A 19,578-nucleotide genomic window follows, 5' to 3' on the forward strand; every position below is an offset into this window, starting at 1 on the left:
CGCCGCCGCCTTCGCCCTGGAAGGGGCGCTCGACACCGTGGGGCCCCGGCCCGCGCGCGGCAGAACCGCCGCGCGCCGCTCCGTCCCCGCCGAGTCCGCCGCCGTGCCGTCCGTCCGCACGCCGCCGGTCCCCGCGCGACCCGTCCTCGTGCAGGGCCGCACCGCGCCGCCGTCCTGACGCCGGAAGGGAGGCTCCCCGCCACACCGCTCCGTCCGTCCCCGCCCCCGCCGCCCGTGCGCCTCCGCCCCCGGCACCGGCCGGTGCCGGTTTCGCGCGGACCCGCGTGCGGGGCCGACCCAGGAGAGCCATGTCCTTCCGCACCCCGCCCAGGCCCCCGGCCGCCCACGGCCCGGGGACCCCTCCGTCCGGCATCGCCCACGTCGAGGACGTCTCACCCGGGAGCGGGGCCCTGCCCCCACGCGCCCGTGGCACGTCCTCGGACGCCGTCTCCCTCTCGCTGAACGGGAACTGGCTCTTCCGGCTGTCCCCCACGGCCGACGCGCGGGACGACTCCTTCGCGGCGGCGCGCTACGACGCCGGGGACTGGGACCGCGTCGACGTGCCCGGCCACTGGGTGCTCCAGGGACACGGCGCGCCCGTCTACACCAACCACCGCTACCCGTTCCCGGTCGACCCGCCGCGGGTGCCGACCGAGAACCCGACCGGCGACCATCTGCGCGCCTTCGACCTACCGTCCGGGTGGCCCCCCGGCGGCGACGCGGTGCTGCGCTTCGACGGCGTCGAGTCCTGCGCCCGGGTCTGGCTGAACGGCACGCACGTCGGGGAGTTCAAGGGCTCGCGGCTGCCGCACGAGTTCGCGGTGGGGCCGCTGCTCGAACCCACCGGCAACGTGCTGGCCGTCCGGGTCCACCAGTGGTCGGCGGGCTCCTATCTGGAGGACCAGGACCAGTGGTGGCTGCCGGGCATCTTCCGTGACGTCACGCTGCTGCACCGTCCTGCGGACGCGGTGCTCGACTTCTTCGTGCACGCCTCGTACGACCACGGCACGGGCACCGGGACCCTGCGCGTCGACTCCGACGTGGACGGGCGGGTCACCGTGCCCGCCCTCGGCATCGACATCGCGACGGGCGAGTCCGCGACCGTGCCGGTCCGGCCGTGGACCGCGGAGACACCGCGGTTGTACGACGGGGTGCTCGCGACCGGCGGCGAGCGCGTCGGCCTGCGGATCGGCTTCCGCACGGTCGCACTGGAGGACGGCCTGATCAAGGTCAACGGCCGGGCGGTCCTCTTCCGGGGCGTCAACCGGCACGAGTGGCATCCGGAGCGCGGCCGGGCCCTGGACCCGGAGACCATGCGCGCCGACGTGCTGCTCATGAAACGGCACAACATCAACGCCGTCCGCACCGCGCACTACCCGCCGCACCCCGCCTTCCTCGATCTGTGCGACGAGCTGGGCCTGTGGGTGATCGACGAGTGCGACCTGGAGACCCACGGTTTCGTGGCGCGGGCCTGGCACGACAACCCGGCCGACGACGACCGCTGGACCCCTGCCCTGCTCGACCGCGCGTCCCGCATGGTGGAGCGGGACAAGAACCACCCCTCGGTCGTGATCTGGTCGCTCGGCAACGAGGCAGGCACCGGGCGCGGACTCACCACGATGGCCCAGTGGATCCGCGGCCGGGACCGCTCGCGGCTCATCCACTACGAGGGCGACCACGACTGCCGGGACACGGACGTGTACACCCGGATGTACACCGCCCACGACGAGGTCGAACGGATCGGCCGGGGCCTGGACGGCGGCCCGCCGGAGCGGCGCCGGCTTCCCTTCCTCCTGTGCGAGTACGGCCACGCCATGGGCAACGGCCCCGGCGGACTCGCCGACTACCAGCGGCTGTTCGCCGCCCACGACCGCCTCCAGGGCGGCTTCGTCTGGGAGTGGATCGACCACGGGATCAAGGACGAGCGGTACGGGTTCGCGTACGGCGGTGACTTCGGCGAGGAGCTGCACGACGGGAACTTCGTCTGCGACGGACTGCTCTTCCCCGACCGCACGCCCTCGCCCGGACTCGTCGAGTACAAGAAGGTCATCGAACCGGTCCGGATCGACGGAGACGCCGCGGACGGCACCGTGCGGATCACCAACGCCCACGACTTCGCGGACCTCTCCGCACTCGCCTTCGTCTGGTCGTTCCAGGCCGACGGCGAGACCGTCGTGTCGGGGCCGCTGACGGTACCCGCCCTGCCGCCGGACGGGTCGGCCGTGGTGGGACTGCCGCGGCGGCCCGTCCACGGCTGGGGCGCCGAGACCGCGTGGACGGTACGGGCGCTGCTGGCGGCGGACACGGCCTGGGCGCCGAAGGGACACGAGGTGGCCTGGACCCGGGTCCCGGTCGCCGCGCGCGCACCGGTCGCCCTCGCCGCCGGCGAGCGGCCCGTGCCGGACGGCGGCCTGATCACCCTCGGTCCGGGCACCTTCGACGCCCGTACGGGCGCGCTGCGTTCGGTCGGCGGGGTCGGGATCACCGGTCTGCGCCTGGACGTGTGGCGGGCGACGACCGACAACGACGACGGCGCCGACTGGCAGCCGGATCCGCGCCTCGGCCCGCTCTGGCGGGGGCTGGGGCTGCACCGGATGCGGCACCGTCTGGAGGCGGTGGAGCCCGGCGACGACGCCCTGACCGTACGGACCCGGGTGGCGCCCGCGGCGGCACGCTCGGCCCTGCGCACGGCGTACCGGTGGACGTCCGACGGGACCCGGCTGCGGCTGACCGTGTCGGTGACGCCGGAGGGCGACTGGCCCCTGCCGCTGCCCCGCCTCGGGGTCCGGCTGGGGCTCGCGGGCACGGCCGACCGGGTGCGGTGGTTCGGCGGGGGCCCCGGCGAGGGCTACCCCGACACGCGATCCGGTTGCCTGGTGGCCCGTTGGGAGTCGACCGTCGACGGGCTCCAGACGCCGTACGTCCGTCCGCAGGAGAACGGCGCCCGCCCCGACGTCCGCTGGGCGGAGATCGGCGGCCTGCGGATCGACGGGGAGCCGGAGTTCTGGTTCACCGCGCGCCGCTGGACGTCGGAACAGCTCGACGCGGCCCGGCATCTCACGGACCTGACGGCGGGCGACACCGTGTGGGTCAATCTGGACCACGGCCAGCAGGGCATCGGCTCCCAGTCGTGCGGCCCCGGAGTGCTACCGGGATACCGACTGCGGGCCGCTCCGGCCGAGTTCACCTTCTTCTTCATGACGACGACGGACGGCTGACCCCGGCGCGGGGGCCCGGGACCGTCCCCGTCCCCGCGGCCGGTCGGTACGGCACGGGACCGACCGGGCCCGCACGAGACGCGGCCGCGTGATGGGCTTCCCGAACAGCCTGGAGGGCGACCGGAGTTCAGGTGTTGGCCCCCCGCGCGGCCACCCGCCACCGGTCGAGTTCCACTCCCCCGCGGGCGATCAGCAGTTCGTCGGCGAGGTTCACCGGGGTGCAGACGTGGTGGGGGACCAGGGCGAGGACCGACCCGAGGGCGGGGGCGGGAACCCCCTCGGGCAGGCGCACCACCGCGTGGTGCTCCCAGAGGGCGGTGACGACGGCGTCCGGATACCGCGGCAGGTAGCCGTGCCCGGTCACCCACGGCGAACGGTCGCTGCCGAGGACCTTGCTGCCCGCGTCCAGGACGAGCCGGCCCGGAGCGGGCCGGCTGATGACGGTCGTGGCGACGCAGAGGGCCAGGTCGTCGGCGGTGCAGGTGCCGATCGCCAGTTGCTGGGCGTCGTTGAACACGTAGACACCGGGCCGGAGTTCACCGACCGGTCCGGGTCTGCGATGGGCGGCCGTCGGGGTGGAGCCGCCGCTCAGCACCTCGGCCCGAAGACCCCGCTCCCGCAGCGACTCCGCGGCCTCCGCGAGCGCCCGTTCCTCGTCCCGGGCCGCCCGTTCGCGGGCTCCGGGATCATGGTCGTAGCCCTGGCCGGGGAACGTGAACGCCCCCACCACCAGCAGACCGGCCTCCGCGGCCGCCTCGGCCACACGGCCCGCGTCGGCGGCCGGCACCCCGGTCCGGCCCGCCCCGCAGTCCACCTCGACCAGCACCTCCACCCGGCGGTCGCTGCCGCGCACCGCGTCCGCGAGCCTGCGTACCGCCTGCGCCGAGTCCGCGCCGACCCGCAACGCGACCTTGTCGGCCAGCCGGTGCAGGCGGCGCGCCTTGCCCGCGTCCAGCCAGAGCGGATAGGCGACGAACAGGTCGTCCACGCCGGCCGCGGCGAGCGCCTCCGCCTCGCTCAGGGTCGCCACCGACAACCCGACCGCTCCCGCGCGCAGTTGACGCCCCGCGATCTCCGCGCACTTGTGGCTCTTGGCGTGCGGCCGGAGGGCGAACCCACCGGTCCTGGCCGCCTGGGCCATCCGTGCGATGTTCCGGTCCAGCACGTCCGCGTCGACGACCAGGACCGGCGTGACAAGCCCCTCGGGCAACTGTTCCACCACCACACCAGCCTCCCACTCCCCACACGGCTGTGTATATTTGGCGAAACCCGGACCCTCGCCGCGATGCCGGCACCGAGTGCCGGAAACGGGCCGAAACCGTGCGGAGCGACTCGGGTACCGCGCAACGAGCCCCGGGCGTACGCGAGTCCGGGCACGGCGCCCATGACGTCCCCGTCGCCCTCCCCCTCCCGGCCGCCGAGACCGCCGCCCACGGCATGCTCGGACCCGGACCGGGCCCGGAGGCGGTTCGGCGGCCGCGGCACCTCCAGGGGCGTACGGCCGGAAGGGAGCGGGCGCCGGACGGCCCGTGCCCGGCACTGACTTTGACACGCAATCACGTACGTATGCACGCACTGGCCACGGACCACGGAGGACCCCTTCCATGCCTGATCGCCGATCCCGTCACGACGTGCGCGGCAGCGGGCCCGTACTCCTGGTCCTACCGGGCGGAGCCGGTCACCCCATGGGGCTGGAGGGCGCGACCGAGCGCCTCGCCGAACGGTTCACCGTGGTGACCTTCGACCCACTCGGACTGTCCGCCGGCCCGCTCGACGGCCCGGTCGGCGAGCAGCGCGTGGAGGAGTGGGGCGACGGTGCCCACGCTCTCCTCGGTTCGCTGCTTCCGGACGGCGAGAGCCCGTACGTCTTCGGCAGCAGCTCCGGCGGCATCGTCGCCCTGGACCTGCTGTCCCGGCACCCGCGGCGGCTGCGGCACGTGATCGCCCACGAGCCGCCCAGCCTGGCCGTGCTGCCCGACGCCGCGGAGCAGCGGGCGATGATCGCCGAGGTGGCGGAGACCGGCCGCACGCGGGGCCTCGGTGCCGCGATGAGCCGCCTCCAGGCCGGGCTGCTGGGCCATGCGTGGGAGGGGCCGCCCACACCGGTCCCCGCGGTGGACCCGGACACCCCCATGGGCGTCTTCCTCACCCGCGTGCTGGAGCCCTTCACCGGCCACAGCCCGGACCTGCCCGCCCTGAAGTCCCGTGCCGCCCGGCTCACCCTCGGTGCCGGACACGACTCGCGGGGCCAACTCCCGCACCGTACGGCCGTCTTGCTGGCGGAGCTCAGCGGTGGCGGCTTCGCCGGGTTCCCCGGAGGGCACCTCGGTGTCGTCGAACACCCCGTGGAATTCGCGGACCGGCTCGCCGGCCTCCTCACCGGGTCCGAGGCGGTCTGACGGTCCTCCCCTCACCGGCCGGCGGCCGGCCTGCTGAACGCCTGCACCGCGTCGTACGTCGGCGCCGTGCCCCGCGCGGGCCGGCCGGCCCGGATGTCGCCGACCGCGTCGAGGACCGCGCCCAGCGCCCGCCGGTAGAGGAACGAGCCGAGGCTGACCCGGCGTACGCCGAGGTCGACGAGGTGGGCGACGGACGGTCCGGAGGGTGAGTAGAGGATGTTGAGCGGCACGTCGAGGCTCTTCACGAGGGCGGCGATCCGGGCGGGATCGGTCAGGCCGGGCACGAACACGCCGTCGGCGCCCGCCTGTCGGTAGAGATCGAGCCGGCGGTGTGTCTCCCGCGCGTCCCGGGCGTCGCCGAGCCAGTGGGTGTCGGTGCGGGCGTTGACGAAGAGGTCCGGTGCGGCGGCCTTGACCGCCGTGATCTTCGCGGCGTGCTCCTCGGCCGGGCCGAGCCCGTCCTCCAGGTTGACCCCGGCGACGCCCGCGGCGGCCAGTTCGCGCGCCGTCGCGGCGACCTCGTCCGGGTCCGGTCCGAAGCCGTCCTCGGCGTCCACGGACAACAGGTACGGTCCGGTGGCGAGCCGCCGGGCCAGCCGGACCGTCAGGTCCCTGGTCGCCGCCGCGCCGTCCGGCAGCCCGGCCGCGGCGGCCACCCCGAGACTCGTCGTCCCGATCGCCTCGAAGCCCTCGGCGGCGAGAAGAGCGGCCGAGGCGTGGTCCCACGCGTTGGGCAGGAGCAGCGGGGCGCCGGTGCGGTGGAGCGCGGCGAAGCGGCCCGGGCCGGAGGCGGGACGCACGGTTCCCGGGGCGGAGCGCTCGGGTTCACCGGTGCCCCGGACCGCCGGACGGGGAGGACGTGCCTGGTCGGCGTTCATGTTCCCCACGCTAGGGGCACGACTCTTCGGCACCGGCCGAACCGTGCGGGCCCTCGCGCGTGCGGACCGGCGGTCACCGGGGCGCCACCGACCACGAGGCCGCCGGGGAGCTCCCGTCCACGGCGCCGAAGCGGAACCGCGCCGACGGACCGGCGGCCCAGCTCACGCACACGTCGTACGTGTCCTCCACCGTCACGGACACCAGCTCGGCGAGGGGGCGCGGGCCGGGTTCGGCGGTGAGGCGGGCGAGGGCGACGAAGAGGGTGGCGTCGGCGCCCACCACACCCGTCCCCACCACACCCGTCCCTTCCGTGTCCGTGCCGGTCGCCTCCGTGTCCGTGTCCGTGCTGCTGCTCTCCTCCGACAGGCCGTGCAGGGGCAGGAGTTCGGACCGGGCCGCGCCGTCGTGCGGCCAGCCCGTCACCCGTACCGGTGTGCCGGGGGCCGCGCCCGCCACCAGGTGCGCCCGCACCTCGGCCGCGCCGTGCGCGACGACCAGGCTCGTGACCCGGACGCCGTCCCCGTTCGTGTGCCGGGACGCGGCCCAGCCGCTCCCGGCGCCCAGCGGTTCGATGTGCGTACGGCTCGGATCACCGCCGACGGACACACTGTTGTCGCGGGGCGGGTCGTCGGCGGCCGGGGTGCTGTCCCCGGGCGGCTCCGCGGGCCATGTCACCGTCGAGTAGGCGAGCCGCGTGTAGTACGGGTCCCAGCGGACGTCCTCGCTGCCGTGGTTGTGGAGGCGGACCAGACCGTCCGAAGCCGTGCTCTGGAGCAGCCAGTTGGGCGGGCCGACCGGGGTGACCGCGTCGGCGCGGTCCGTCGGGCCCGGTTCCTCGCGGGCCGTCCACACCTCGTGGTCGGGCGGGAGGAGGAGGCCGAGGAACCCCTTGCTCGCCCAGTACGGGGACGCCGGGCCCGAATAGCCCTGCAGGACCGACCCGTCGGGGCCGTGCCAGCCGAGGGTGAGCAGCCCCCGGGCGTCGACGGCACCCCGGTCGAGGAAGTGACGCAGGGCTCCGGAGGCGAGGCGCCGGGTCTCGCCCGGCGCCAGCGGGGTACGTCCGGTCAGGGCCCCCAGCCACAGCGGTGCGGCCGTCGCGAAACGGTAGGTCAGGGAGCGGCCCTGGGGCACCGGCGCGCCGTCGGCGCCGAACAGCCGGGCGTAGTCCTCCAGATGGCGCGCGAGACGGCCGCCGTACAGGTCGAGCAGCCGCTCGTCGCCGTCCGACCGGGCGTGCAGCACCGGATACAGGTGCATCGCCCAGCCGTTGTAGTAGTCGAAGGCCCGGCCGGGGCCGTCGCTGTACCAGCCGTCGCCGAGGTACCACTGCTCGACGCGGTCGAGGCCGCGGTCGACGGCGGCGCGGGCCGCCTCCGGTTCGTGACCGATCTCGGCCAGGAACCCGCCCACCGTCACCGGGAACAACTCCCAGTTGCAGGGCCAGGGTTCGGCGGTCAGCGCGTCGCCGAGCCAACCCGCGGCGCGTTGCCGCACGGCGTCGTCCAGCCGGTCCCACAGCAGGGGCCGGGTCAGTCGCAGGGCGAGGGCGACGGACGCGGCCTCGACGAGCGGCTGGCTGCGGTCCCGGATCCGTGGCCAGACGCCGGCCGTTCCCGCGGCGAGGCCGTCCGCGTAGCGTTCCAGGACCTTCTCGTCGCGTCGGAAGGCGGCCAGGAGCAGGGTACGGGCGTAGCCCTCCAGGCCGTCGGAGAGCCTGCCCGACCAGCTCGTGCGGTCCCCGGGCAGATGGTAGAGCGCGCCGTCGGCGGTGGCGTACGGCGCGACCGCCGCGAGCAGGGAGTCGGCGGCCGCCTCCCAGTGGGCTCGTGTGCAGCCGGTGTACGGGCTGAGGCCGCGGTCCTCGGGGAGGGCGAGGAACGACGGCGGTGAAAGGGGCGGCACCGGCGGACTTCCTTTCTGTGCCGGGGGAACGCCGAAAACGTAGAGGTGCGGTCCGGGGAGGTCAACGGGTCCGGCGGCCCGCGCGCGGGCGCCGGGGGCGGCCGGCACCCCCGGTCGGAGAGCCGAGTGGCGGTGCGGCGGGCCGGGGCGGAGCGGGTCCGCCCGCGTCACTCACCGTCGCCCGCCCGGTCGCGCCTCGTGGGCGGTGCGTTCGCGCACCGGACACCGGCGGGCGCCTCCCCGGCGGTCGACTAGCGTCGTGGCATGACCAGTGACACCCCCCGCGGTGACCGTCCCCCCGCTCTCGCCGACGCCCTCGCGTCCGGAACGGTCGTGCTGGACGGGGGGATGTCCAACCAGCTCGCGTCCGCCGGACACGACCTGAGCGACGAACTGTGGTCGGCGCGGCTGCTCGCCGAGCGGCCGGAGGCGATCACCGAGGCCCATCTCGCCTACTACGAGGCGGGCGCCGACGTGGCGATCACCGCCAGCTACCAGGCCACCTTCGAGGGCTTCGCACGGCGCGGGATCGCCCGCGACCGGGCGGCCGACCTGCTGCGGCTCAGCGTCGGGTCGGCGCGCGAGGCGGCCCGCCGCGCCCGGGCGAAGGGCGTGACACGGCCCCTGTGGGTGGCCGCGTCGGCGGGCCCGTACGGGGCGATGCTCGCCGACGGGTCCGAGTACCGGGGCCGGTACGGGCTGAGCGTCGCCGAGCTGGAGCGCTTCCACCGCCCCCGCCTGGAGGTGCTGGCCGCCGCGGCGCCCGACGTGCTGGCCCTGGAGACCGTGCCGGACAGCGACGAGGCCCTGGCGCTGCTGCGGGCGGTACGCGGTCTCGGTGTGCCCGCGTGGCTGTCGTACAGCGTCGCCGGTGACCGTACCCGGGCCGGTCAGCCCCTGGAGGAGGCCTTCGCGGTGGCCGCCGACGCGGACGAGATCATCGCGGTCGGTGTGAACTGCTGCGCGCCCGAGGACGTGGACGGCGCGGTCGCGACGGCGGCACGGGTGACCGGCAGACCGGTGGTGGTCTATCCGAACAGCGGCGAGGTGTGGGACGCGGAGGCCCGTGCGTGGAGCGGGCGTCCGACGTTCACCGCCGCCCAGGTGGCCGGCTGGCGGCGCGGCGGGGCCCGGCTGATCGGCGGCTGCTGCCGGGTCGGTCCCGGGGCGATCGCACGGATCAGGGAGTCGCTGACCGCGGGCGGGTGAGGGCCGCGCGGGGCCGGGGCGACCTTCGCCCCCGGCCCCGCGCCGGCGCATGAGCGGGCCCTGGCCTCCCTCCGCGTGGACGGAGCGGCCGGAGCCCGACCCGGTCCCCGCTGCGCGGCTCACGCGCCCGGGCCGCGGGTGCGCGGGGCGGCACCCCGATGCCCGCGACCCACGATCGCGGGCGCCCGGGGCGGCATGGTCCGCGTGCGGCCCGCCACCCGCGACGGCGAGCACGCACGACCCCGGTGCCCGCCTGTACGACCCGCCGTCCGGGACGGCGGGCAGCGGGGTACCCGCGTCCGCCTGTGCAGCCCACTGACCGGGACGGCAGGCACCCAAGACCCCGGCACCCGCCTGCGCGACCCCCAGCCGCGACGGCGGGTGCCCGGGGTGCCGAGGACCGCTTGCCCGACCCAGCCCGGGACAGCAGGCGCCCGGAGCCCCCACCGGTGCGACCTACAGCCCGGACGGCAGGCACGCGGGACCCCAATGCCCGCCTGTGCGGCCCACCACCCGCGACGGCGAGCACGCACGACCCCCGCACACGCTTGCGCAACCCCCAGCCAGGACGGCAGCCGCACAAGACCCCGGCACCCGCCTGCCCGACCCACCGCCCGGAATGGCAGGCACGCGGGACCCCGGTGCCGCCTGTCCGACCCACCGCCGCGACGCCGGGTGCCCAGGGCCCCGTGCCCGCCTGTCCACCCGCCGACGGGACACCGGGTGCCCGGGGCCCCAGGCCCGCCTGCCCGACCCACCGCCGGGGCACCCGGTGCCCGAGGGCTCCGTGCCCGCCTGTGCGGCCCGCGGCCCGGGCCGGTGGCTGCCCGGGCCCCGTGTCCGTCGGCCGCCCACGGGGACCCGTTCGGGCGGGTCCGCCGGCGGGCGGGTCCCCTTCGACGGCCCGGAGGCCGGCGTCAGGGGCGGGGGTCGCCGCCGGAGCGGCGCAGTCGGCGCACGGCCGACAGCGGTGCGGTGGTCCGGGCGGGTGCGCCCTCGCGCGGGCGCGCGGCGGCCGCGGGCGGCGCTCCGCCGAACGGGCCGCGGGCACTCGCGGGCTTGCTCGACTCCGCCTCCCAGAGGGCGAGTTCGCGGTCGCGCGGCCCTCGGACGGTGTGCGGGTCCCCCACGCCGAACACCTGGACGGGATGGGTGGTGTCCCAGACCGGCCAGCCGGGGTCACCGTCCACGGCGAACCGCACCCACGCACCGTGCATGGCGTCTGCGAGTTCCCGCGGAGCGCCCTCACCGGCGAGCTGGGTCGCCTCGGGCACCTCGGCGCTGTCGAAGACGAAGCCGAGCTCCAGCGCGTGGCAGGCGCCCAGGCGGGGCACGTTCGAGGGCCAGCCGAACTCGTAGACGTACGCGCGGGAGTGTCCGCGGCGGGCGCCGGCGAGGCGGTGCAGCGGGACCCGCAGGAGGTGGTCGGTGACCATCTGTCCGACGAGTTCGGCGGTGCTCGCCGTCGGGTGGAGGGCACGGTAGCCGCGCGGCACCTCGTGACCACAGCGGCAGCGGGCCATGGCACCGGCGACGGCGACCGGGCCGAGCCGGTCGACGCGTTCCAGCAGGCCGCCGGGGACGAGCCACAGCCGGTACTCCTCGCTGGTCCAGCCGAGCAGCAGGTCGACGCCGGGCGCGGCGCCTTCCAGGAGGGCGTCCAGCGGGTCGCGCGGGACCAGGTCCCCGTCGACGACGATCCCGAAGGCTGGCCCGCCGAGCACGGGACTGCTGAGCCGGCCCACCTCGGCCTGGGTGCGCAGCAGCAGGTCGCGGTCGACGTCGGCGAACGCCTCCGCGGTCGCCGGGACCTTGAGCCGGGCGGCCATTCTGCGGACCATCCGGCGCACCTTGTCCCGGTCGGCGGTCTCCGGCGGTCCGCTCTGCAGGACGGCTCGGTGGAAGAGTCCCCGGGCACGCGGAGCGGCGAGCAGCGCCCCGATGCTGATGGCGCCCGCCGACTCCCCGAAGACGGTCACCCGGCCGGGGTCGCCACCGAACCGTGCGATCGACGTGTGCACCCATTCCAGGGCGGCGAGCTGGTCGCGCAGGCCCGGGTTGGCCGGCCGGTCCGGGAACAGGCCGTAACCCTCCACGCCGAGCCGGTAGTTGAGGGAGACCAGGACGACTCCGTCACGGGCGAAGGCCTGGCCGTCGTAGACCGGTACGGCCGACGACCCGCGGGTCAGTGCCCCGCCGTGGATCCACACCAGGACGGGAAGGCGCGCGCCGGGGCCCGGTTCAGGCGTCCACACGTTCAGGTTGAGGCAGTCGTCGCCGGGCACGACCGGGTCGGCGAGCAGCCGCGCGAAGGCCTCCGAGTAGGGCGGTTTGGGCGGCGTCGGTCCGAAGGAGCCCGCGTCGCGCACCCCGTCCCAGGGTTCCGGGGGCACCGGTGGCCGGAAGCGGCGCGGGCCGAACGGCGGTGCCGCGTAAGGGATGCCGCGGAAGACGGCGACTCCGTCCTCGTATCGGCCGCGCACCGCTCCGTACGGGGTGGTGACCACCGGATCCGTCTGCCGCACCGCGTCCGTCGCCATCCGACCACCAGCTCCTCGCCGCTCGCGCACCCTTTCCGGCTGAGCATCACATCACCTGCGGCCGTTCGCGTGGAGGTCCTCGTCCGGCGTCCGGCCGGAGATCCCCGAACGGCGCACACGGGCGACCGCCCACCGGCCCCGGCCCCCGGCCCCGGTCGCCCGTCGGTGAGAGACGGACGGTGAGAGACGGACGGTGAAAGACGGACGGTGTGTGTCGGGCTACCCGGCGGACGCCGTCCGTCGCGGCCTGCCCGGGTCGGCGCGGTCCCCGGCGGCCCAGGTGATGCCGCCGAGCAGGTGGGTGCGGAAGTCGGGGTCGTCGTAGGCCCGTGCCGTGTGACCGAGCGCGGTGTAGAAGACCCGGCCCGCGCCCTGCTCGCGGATCCACACCAGCGGGTGGTCGTCGCCCATACCGCCTCCCTCGTAGGAGGATTCGTCGGCGTGGACGAGCACGTGGGCCGAACCGTCCGGTCCGGGGCGGAAGTCGTACCACTCGTCGGTGAACTCCCAGACGGCCGGGAGGTGTCGGGTCGCAGGATGCGTCCGGTCCGTGACGAGGGCCCGGCCGGGCTGGAGGTCGGGGTGCCGGTCGAAGCGGGCGCCGAGCAGTTCGCCGTAGTACGGCCAGTCGTACTCGGTGCAGGCGGCGGCGTGCACCCCGACGAAGCCGCCGCCGCCCTCGACGTACGCCGCGAGCCGGGTCCGGCCCGCCGGTGTCAGCACGTCGCCGCTGGTGGAGAGGAAGACCACGGCGGCGTACGCGTCGAGCGGCCGCTCGAAACAGGCGGGGTCCTCGGTGGCGTCGAGGTCGAAGCCGTGCGCGTCACCGAGGGAGCGCAGCGCGGCCACGGCGGCCGGGATGGAGTCGTGCCGGTAGGCGGTGGTGCGGGTGTGGACGAGCACGCGGTGGGCCATGAGGGTGAGCCTATGCCGACGCGGCCGGGCGCCCGGGCTGTCCGATTCCTTCAAGACCGGGCCCGCGCGGGCCGTCTACCGTGCCCTCATGACTCCACGATTCGATGTGATCGGCCTGGTCGCCTCCGACCTGGCCGCCACGCTCGCCTTCTACCGCCGTCTCGGTCTCGTCTTCCCCGAGGGGGCCGAGGACCAGCCGCACGTCGAGGCCGAACTGCCCGGCGGCCTGCGGCTGGCGATCGACACCGAGGAGACCGTCCGGTCGTTCCACCCGGGGTGGCGGCCGGGGACGGCCGGCGGGGGCCGGACGTCGCTCGCCTTCCTCTGCGACAGTCCGGCCGAGGTCGACTCCGTGTACGAGGAGCTGGTGGGCGCCGGTCACCACGGCGAGCTCAAGCCGTGGGACGCCTTCTGGGGCATGCGGTACGCGGTCGTGCACGACCCGGACGGCAACGGCGTGGACCTGTTCGCGCGGCTGCCCGGGGAGTAGGGCCCCGCGTACGGCTGCCCGCCGGCCCGCCTCGGGCCCGGGACACGGACACTCAGGGGTCCGCGAGCAGCGCGCGCAGCGGCATGCCCGCCAACTCCTTGACGTCCCGGGCCAGATGGGGCTGGTCGGCGAAGCCGGACCGGGCGGCGACCTCCGCGAAGGGGACGCCGTCCCAGGCCAGCGCGAGGGCCCGCTGCAGTCTCAGGACCCGGGCCAGCGTCCTCGGTCCGTAGCCGAAGGCGGTCAGTGAGCGGCGGTGCAACTGCCGTGTGCTCAGGCCCAGTCGGTCGGCCGTGTCGGCGACCGGCCGCCCCGCGCCGAGAGCGGTCACGATCTCCCGGAGGAGCGGGTCGGCGGGCTCGGTGTCCTCCGCCCGGTCCAGCGCCACCTCCTCGAGCGCGGCGACGGGGTCGGCCGCCGCGTCGATCCGCGCGGTCAGGCGGCGGACGAGGGCGGCGGGCCAGAGATCGGCCAGGCCGACGCGCAGATCGCGGAGTTCGTCGGCGGGAACGCCGAGGAGGGCGGGCGCGGTACCGGGGTAGAAGCGGACCCCCGCCCAGCGGGCGGGTGCGCCGCCGGGCACATGGGCGCGGGTGTCGGGGCCGGCGACGAGCAGCCGGCCCTCGGTCCACAGCAGGTCCATGCAGCCGTCCGGGAGCACGGGCCGCACGGCCTGGGCGGGCGTGGACACCGCGCGGTGCCACACGACCGCGCCGGGCAACCGGGACGCGCGTTCCACGTACACGGACGCCAGGCTACGCCGCCCGGCCCCGGTGCTCCCGCGGGCTGATTCCGTACACCCGTTTGAAGGCGCTGGACAGGGCGAACGCGCTGCCGTAACCGACCCGGCGGGCTATCGACTCCAGGGTGTCGTCCGTCTCGCGCAGCCGGTCGGCGGCCAGCGCCAGGCGCCACCCGGTGAGGTAGGTCATCGGCGGTTCGCCCACGAGTCCGGCGAAGCGCCGGGCCAGCGCGGCCCGTGAGACCCCGGCCCGCGCCGCGAGCGCCGCCACCGTCCACGGGTGCGCGGGGTCGTCCTGGAGGAGCCGCAGCGCCCGTCCGACGACCGGGTCCGCCAGCGCCCGGTACCAGGCCGGGGCCGCCGCCTGCGGACGGGAGAACCAGGCCCGCAGCGCGCTGATCGTCAGCAGGTCGAGGAGCCGGTCGAGGACGACCTCCTGGCCCGGCTCGTCACGTCCCATCTCCGCGGCGAGGATCGGCGTGAGCGGGCAGTCCCACAGGTCCTGGGTGAGGGAGAGCAGCGGCGGCAGCGCGTCGAGCAGCCTGCCGCTGATCTCGCCCCGCATCATGTACGTCCCGATCAGCAGCACCGTGGAGCCGTCGGGGCGGTCGCCCCAGCTGCGCACGCCGAGGTCCCAGCGGCCCCGCAGCGGATGCCCGTCGGGGTGGACGCACTCCCCGCCCGGCAGGATCACCGCCTGTGGCGCGGTCCCGGGGTCGTCCGCGCAGGTGTACGGGTCAGGGCCGCAGGCGACGGCGAGGTCGCCCGCGCGCAGCAGGAGCCGCTCCCCCTCGTCCGGCGTGATCCAGGCCCGGCCGCGGACCACGAGCACGACCGTCAGGGGGGCGCGGTCCTCGACCCGTACGGACCAGGGCGGGTCGAAGGCCGCCCGGATCATGAAGGCGCCGCGTGCCCGGGGGCCCTCGAGCAGGCCGGCGAGTGCGTCCATGGCGTCAGCGTAGACGGCCCCCGCGCGCCGTCGTGGACGTCCGCTCATGCCCGTGAGCTCTTCGACGATGGGCCCGCGGCGGAAGCGGCGCTTGACTGACGGCATGACGGACCACACGGCACGTGAGCAGGAGATCCGCGGTGCGCGGGACATGACGGTGGTGGTGACGGGGGCCTCCGGGCGCACCGGCCGCCGGGTGGCGGAGGCGGCCCGGACGGCCGGGCTCGCCGTACGGGCGGCCTCGCGCGCCCATGGTTTCGACTGGACGGACCGGTCGACGTGGTCGGACGTCCTGCGGGGCGCCGACGCGGCGTATCTCGTCCATCCCGACGACATCGGCGTGCCCGCCGCGGCCGGGGCGGTGGGCGCCCTGGCGCGGGAGGCGGTCGGGCTCGGGGTGCGGCGGCTGGTGCTGCTGTCGTCGCGGGGCGAGGAGCAGGGCCGCCCGGCCGAGCAGGCTCTCCGGGAGTCGGGCGCGGACTGGACGGTCGTACGGGCGGCCTGGTTCGCGCAGAACTTCAGCGAGGGGCCGCTGGTGGACGGGCTCCGGCACGGGAAGCTGGTGTTCCCGGCCGGTGAGGTGCGCGAGCCGTTCGTCGACGTGCGGGACATCGCGGACGTCGTGGTGGCCGTGCTGACGGCGGGCGACCGGTACGCGCGCCGGGACCTGGAGGTCTCCGGGCCCCGGCTGCTGAGCTTCCGGGAGGCGGTCGCGGAGATCGCCGCGGCCACCGGCGGTGAACTCGCCTATGTCCCGGTGACGGCACGGGAGTACGGGGAGGACCTGGCCGCTCTCGGGGTGCCGCCCGCGGAGGCCGGGTTCCTCGTCGGGCTCTTCGAGACCCTTCTCGACGGCCGCAACGCCCGTCTGTCGGACGGGGTCCGGGAGGTCCTGGGCCGCGAGCCGCGCGACTTCTCGGACTTCGCCGCGCAGACCGCGGCGGCCGGGATCTGGAAGGGCTGAGGCCGCACCGGGAGCCCCGCCCCCGGGGAGCCCCGGGGCGGGCCCGGACCCTCGAGAGCCACACCCGGCGACCGGACCTCGCCGGACCTCCGGATACGCCGGACTGCTGGACCGCCGGACTGCAGGACCACCGGAAACGCCGGACCGCCGGAGGCCGAACCCAGCAGCCGGGCCCTGACCCGGTGACCGGAGCCGAGGCCGGCCGACGACGGCCAGGTGGCGGGGAACAGCCCGCGGCGGAAGCAAGCGGGCCACCGGACCGGCCGGCCGCCGGACCGGCCGACCGCGGGGCGGCGCGGCGATGCGCGGCAGCGTAGGGCCATGCGGGGCCGGTCAGCCGCCCCGGGGACCGTTCTCGCCCTCGTGGTCCTTGTGCGGGTGGTGCGTGCTCTTCACATGGCCCCGGAGCCGGGACGTCACGTCCTCCGGGGGGAGGAAGCGCGACCAGCGCTCGGGGAACTCGGAGGGCATGTCCGGGTCGTCGGGGTCGGGGTCGGCGGAGTAGGAGGCGGCCGCACGGGCCACGTACTCCGCGGCCTGCTCGTGGCGCAGCCGTTCGTTGGCGGCGCGGGCCGCCGCCGTGGCCGCGGCCGGCCAGACCCGGTCGATCGCGGCGTTGACGGCAGCGCCCACCAGCACCGCGAACGCGGACACACCGATCCACAGGAGGACCGCGACGGGCGCGGCCAGCGAACCGTAGATCGTCGGGCCCTCGACCGTGCTGGTCAGGTAGATCCGGAGGAGGAAGCTGCCGAGGACCCACATGGCGAGGGCCACCAGGGCGCCCGGCACGTCCTCCACCCAGGGCGACCGCACCGGCACGGAGACGTGGTAGAGCGTGGTGAGGAAGACGACCGAGAGCACGATGACGACGGGCCAGTACAGCACCTGCACGAGCGTCGCCGACCACGGCACGACCTGCACCACCGCGTCCGGGCCCGCGACCATCAGCGGCAGGGCGATCGAGCCGATCAGCAGGGCCACGACGAAGAGCAGGAACGACATCATCCTGGTCTTCACGATCCCGCGGGTGCCGTCGAGGCCGTACATCACGGTGATGGTGTCGACGAAGACGTTCACCGCGCGCGACCCCGACCACAGGGCGAACAGGAACCCGATCGAGATGACGTCGGGGCGTCCGCCCTTCATCACGTCGTGGAGGATCGGTTCGGCGATCTGGTGCACGCCCTTGTCGGTCAGGACCGTGCGGGACGCCTCCAGGATGTTGGACTCCAGGCTGGCGATCGAGTGCGCGCCGGTCCAGTCGTCCACGTAACCGAGCAGCCCGATCAGGCTGAGCAGCAGGGGCGGCACGGACAGGAGCGTGAAGAAGGCGGACTCGGCCGCCAGCCCCAGGATCCGGTACTCCATGCAGGAGTTGACGGTGTCCTTGAGCAGCAGCCAGGCGGTCCTGCGCTTCGACACGTTCCTGTACAGCGCGCGAGCGCGGTGGAAGCGGCCCGAGGGAGGCCGTTCAGGTGTTTCTTTTGCCTGGTGCACATCCTTACCGTATCCGTATGGCAGCCAGCACCCACACCGTGACCAACCAGGCTCCGCCCCTGGTCGGATATGACGTCTTTGCCGCCGACCGGGCCCTCGTGGAAGCGGTCGAGCGGCACCTTGATCCACAGCTTCTCGACGAGGCGCGGGACGAGCTGACGACGCTCGGCCGCACGACCGGTTCCGCGCAGGTGCAGGAGTGGGGGGCGCTCGCCAACGAGAACCCCCCGAAGCTGCGCACCCACGACCGCTACGGCAACCGCGTCGACGAGGTCGACTTCCACCCTTCCTGGCACCGGCTCCTCGGCAAGGGCGTCTCGGCCGGGCTGACGGCCGCCTGGTCGCGCCCCGGCGGGCACCTGAGGCGGGCGGCCGGGTTCATCGTCTGGACCCAGGCCGAGGCGGGCCACGGCTGTCCGCTGTCGATGACCCACGCGGCGGTGCCCGCCCTGCGGGCCGATCCCGCGCTCGCCGCCGAGTGGGAGCCGCGCCTCACGTCCACCGTCTACGACCAGGGGCTGCGGCCCGCCGCCCAGAAGGCCGGAGTGCTCTTCGGGATGGGCATGACGGAGAAGCAGGGCGGCAGCGACGTACGGGCCAACACCACCGAGGCACGGCCGCTCGCCGAGGACGGGACCTACGAGCTGACCGGGCACAAGTGGTTCTGCTCGGCGCCCATGTCGGACGGCTTCCTGGTGCTGGCGCAGGCCCCCGGCGGCCTGACGTGCTTCCTGGTGCCGCGGGTCCTCGCGGACGGGACCCGCAACGTGTTCCGTATCCAGCGGCTCAAGGACAAGCTCGGCAACCGGTCGAACGCGTCGAGCGAGGTCGAGTTCGACGGGACCTGGGCGCGCCGGGTCGGCGACGAGGGCCGGGGGGTGCGCACGATCATCGAGATGGTCTCGGCGACCCGGCTCGACTGTGTGCTCGGGGCCGCCTCGCTGATGCGGCAGGCCGTCGCCCAGGCCGTGCACCACAGCGCCCACCGGGAGGCCTTCGGCGGCCGGCTGATCGACAAGCCGCTGATGCGCAACGTGCTGGCCGACCTGGCGCTGGAGTCGGAGGCGGCCACGACGCTGGCGATGCGGCTGGCGGCCGCGTACGACGACGGCGGCGAGGAGGAGCGGGCGTTCCTGCGGCTCGCCGTGCCGGCCGCCAAGTACTGGGTGACCAAGCGGTGCACGCCGGTGGCGGTGGAGGCGCTGGAGTGCCTGGGCGGCAACGGGTACGTGGAGGAGTCCGGCATGCCGCGGCTGCTGCGCGAGTCGCCGCTCAACTCGATCTGGGAGGGCGCCGGCAACGTGCAGGCCCTCGACCTGCTGCGCGCGCTGCAGCGCGAGCCTCAGGCGCTGAACGCGTTCCTGCGGGAGGTGGGCCTGGCCCGCGGCGCCGACCACCGGCTGGACGGCGCGATCAAGAACCTGCTGGCCGAACTGGCCGATCTGGACGGCATCGAGGCCCGTGCCCGCCGGCTGGTGGAGCGCATCGCGCTGGTGCTCCAGGGTTCGCTGCTCGTGCGGTACGCGCCGCCGGAGGTCGCGGACGCGTTCTGCGCCTCACGCCTGGGCTGTGACTGGGGTTCGGCCTTCGGCACCCTGCCGCACAGTCTGGATCTGGCCACGGTGGTGGAGCGGGCCCGTCCGGTCTCCTGAGCCGGCGGCGCGGGGGTGGTGCTGCGCCGACACGGCACCACCCCCGCTCTCTGGCCCCGTGGCGGGGAGCACGAACGCCGCACCGGCGGCGTCGCTCAAGTTTCTGACCCCGTACGGCTGTTCGCCAGGGTTGCAAGGGGTTGCAACTTTCCTGCGGAGTGTGTCCGGACTGTGCCCCTCCGTCGCCGCCGGGCGGCACTATGAGAACCGCAGTCA

The 19,578-nt window shown here is 75.3% G+C and carries 14 protein-coding genes; 6 read left to right on the forward strand and 8 right to left on the reverse strand.

Annotation, left to right across the window (positions count from 1 at the left end):
- Positions 1–308: 308 nt before the first annotated feature.
- Positions 309–3,218: a glycoside hydrolase family 2 TIM barrel-domain containing protein gene (locus tag OG776_RS12380; RefSeq protein ID WP_329320621.1), complete on the forward strand. Its 2,910-nt coding sequence runs from the start codon at positions 309–311 to the stop codon at positions 3,216–3,218.
- Between the two features lie 127 nt (positions 3,219–3,345).
- Here OG776_RS12380 and OG776_RS12385 read toward each other — a convergent pair whose 3' ends face one another.
- The gene (locus tag OG776_RS12385; RefSeq protein ID WP_329320623.1) at positions 3,346–4,440 is read right to left on the reverse strand and encodes an alanine racemase; all 1,095 of its coding nucleotides are present in this window, start codon (positions 4,438–4,440) and stop codon (positions 3,346–3,348) included.
- A 382-nt stretch (positions 4,441–4,822) separates the two neighbouring features.
- Here OG776_RS12385 and OG776_RS12390 point away from each other — a divergent pair, with 382 nt between their 5' ends.
- A complete protein-coding gene (locus tag OG776_RS12390) occupies positions 4,823–5,617 on the forward strand; it encodes an alpha/beta fold hydrolase (protein WP_329320625.1) in 795 nt (264 codons plus the stop codon).
- Between the two features lie 11 nt (positions 5,618–5,628).
- Here OG776_RS12390 and OG776_RS12395 read toward each other — a convergent pair whose 3' ends face one another.
- Positions 5,629–6,495, reverse strand: coding sequence for an isocitrate lyase/PEP mutase family protein (locus tag OG776_RS12395; protein WP_329320627.1), 867 nt, complete (start codon positions 6,493–6,495; stop codon positions 5,629–5,631).
- Between the two features lie 73 nt (positions 6,496–6,568).
- Positions 6,569–8,401, reverse strand: coding sequence for a DUF2264 domain-containing protein (locus OG776_RS12400; protein WP_329320628.1), 1,833 nt, complete (start codon positions 8,399–8,401; stop codon positions 6,569–6,571).
- Positions 8,402–8,665: 264 nt separating this feature from the next.
- On the opposite strand from OG776_RS12400, the gene mmuM reads away from it, so the two are divergent.
- Positions 8,666–9,610, forward strand: a complete 945-nt coding sequence (gene mmuM, locus OG776_RS12405; RefSeq protein ID WP_148013162.1) for a homocysteine S-methyltransferase — start codon at positions 8,666–8,668, stop codon at positions 9,608–9,610.
- 917 nt (positions 9,611–10,527) lie between these two features.
- Here mmuM and OG776_RS12410 read toward each other — a convergent pair.
- Together OG776_RS12410 and OG776_RS12415 are read right to left on the reverse strand one after the other, a co-directional pair.
- Entirely contained in the window at positions 10,528–12,150 is a 1,623-nt protein-coding gene (locus tag OG776_RS12410; RefSeq protein ID WP_329320631.1) for a carboxylesterase/lipase family protein, read from the reverse strand.
- Positions 12,151–12,369: 219 nt separating this feature from the next.
- Entirely contained in the window at positions 12,370–13,065 is a 696-nt protein-coding gene (locus OG776_RS12415; RefSeq protein WP_148013164.1) for a ThuA domain-containing protein, read from the reverse strand.
- An 88-nt stretch (positions 13,066–13,153) separates the two neighbouring features.
- On the opposite strand from OG776_RS12415, the gene OG776_RS12420 reads away from it, so the two are divergent.
- Positions 13,154–13,555 carry a VOC family protein gene (locus OG776_RS12420; RefSeq protein WP_148013165.1) on the forward strand — a complete coding sequence of 134 codons (402 nt, stop codon included), beginning with the start codon at positions 13,154–13,156 and terminating at the stop codon, positions 13,553–13,555.
- A 52-nt stretch (positions 13,556–13,607) separates the two neighbouring features.
- Here the strand turns inward: OG776_RS12420 and OG776_RS12425 are convergent, their stop codons facing one another.
- Entirely contained in the window at positions 13,608–14,300 is a 693-nt protein-coding gene (locus OG776_RS12425; RefSeq protein ID WP_329320634.1) for a helix-turn-helix transcriptional regulator, read from the reverse strand.
- 10 nt (positions 14,301–14,310) lie between these two features.
- Positions 14,311–15,246: an AraC family transcriptional regulator gene (locus OG776_RS12430; RefSeq protein ID WP_329320636.1), complete on the reverse strand. Its 936-nt coding sequence runs from the start codon at positions 15,244–15,246 to the stop codon at positions 14,311–14,313.
- A gap of 103 nt (positions 15,247–15,349) precedes the next feature.
- On the opposite strand from OG776_RS12430, the gene OG776_RS12435 reads away from it, so the two are divergent.
- Positions 15,350–16,210 carry an NmrA family transcriptional regulator gene (locus tag OG776_RS12435; RefSeq protein ID WP_329320638.1) on the forward strand — a complete coding sequence of 287 codons (861 nt, stop codon included), beginning with the start codon at positions 15,350–15,352 and terminating at the stop codon, positions 16,208–16,210.
- A gap of 333 nt (positions 16,211–16,543) precedes the next feature.
- Here OG776_RS12435 and OG776_RS12440 read toward each other — a convergent pair whose 3' ends face one another.
- Entirely contained in the window at positions 16,544–17,710 is a 1,167-nt protein-coding gene (locus tag OG776_RS12440) for a YihY/virulence factor BrkB family protein (RefSeq protein ID WP_148013168.1), read from the reverse strand.
- Between the two features lie 17 nt (positions 17,711–17,727).
- Here OG776_RS12440 and OG776_RS12445 point away from each other — a divergent pair, with 17 nt between their 5' ends.
- Entirely contained in the window at positions 17,728–19,362 is a 1,635-nt protein-coding gene (locus tag OG776_RS12445) for an acyl-CoA dehydrogenase family protein (protein ID WP_329320641.1), read from the forward strand.
- Positions 19,363–19,578 lie beyond the last annotated feature (216 nt).

The organism is Streptomyces sp. NBC_01689, from assembly GCF_036250675.1.
Lineage (GTDB): Bacteria > Actinomycetota > Actinomycetes > Streptomycetales > Streptomycetaceae > Streptomyces.

Bases quoted from the DNA above. Each gene is read 5' to 3' on its own strand.
- mmuM (WP_148013162.1), top strand. From the start codon at position 8,666: ATGACCAGTGACACCCCCCGCGGTGACCGTCCCCCCGCTCTCGCCGAC.
- OG776_RS12430 (WP_329320636.1), bottom strand. From the start codon at position 15,246: ATGGACGCACTCGCCGGCCTGCTCGAGGGCCCCCGGGCACGCGGCGCC.
- OG776_RS12390 (WP_329320625.1), top strand. From the start codon at position 4,823: ATGCCTGATCGCCGATCCCGTCACGACGTGCGCGGCAGCGGGCCCGTA.
- OG776_RS12395 (WP_329320627.1), bottom strand. From the start codon at position 6,495: ATGAACGCCGACCAGGCACGTCCTCCCCGTCCGGCGGTCCGGGGCACC.
- OG776_RS12435 (WP_329320638.1), top strand. From the start codon at position 15,350: ATGACGGACCACACGGCACGTGAGCAGGAGATCCGCGGTGCGCGGGAC.
- OG776_RS12415 (WP_148013164.1), bottom strand. From the start codon at position 13,065: ATGGCCCACCGCGTGCTCGTCCACACCCGCACCACCGCCTACCGGCAC.
- OG776_RS12420 (WP_148013165.1), top strand. From the start codon at position 13,154: ATGACTCCACGATTCGATGTGATCGGCCTGGTCGCCTCCGACCTGGCC.
- OG776_RS12380 (WP_329320621.1), top strand. From the start codon at position 309: ATGTCCTTCCGCACCCCGCCCAGGCCCCCGGCCGCCCACGGCCCGGGG.
- OG776_RS12410 (WP_329320631.1), bottom strand. From the start codon at position 12,150: ATGGCGACGGACGCGGTGCGGCAGACGGATCCGGTGGTCACCACCCCG.
- OG776_RS12445 (WP_329320641.1), top strand. From the start codon at position 17,728: ATGGCAGCCAGCACCCACACCGTGACCAACCAGGCTCCGCCCCTGGTC.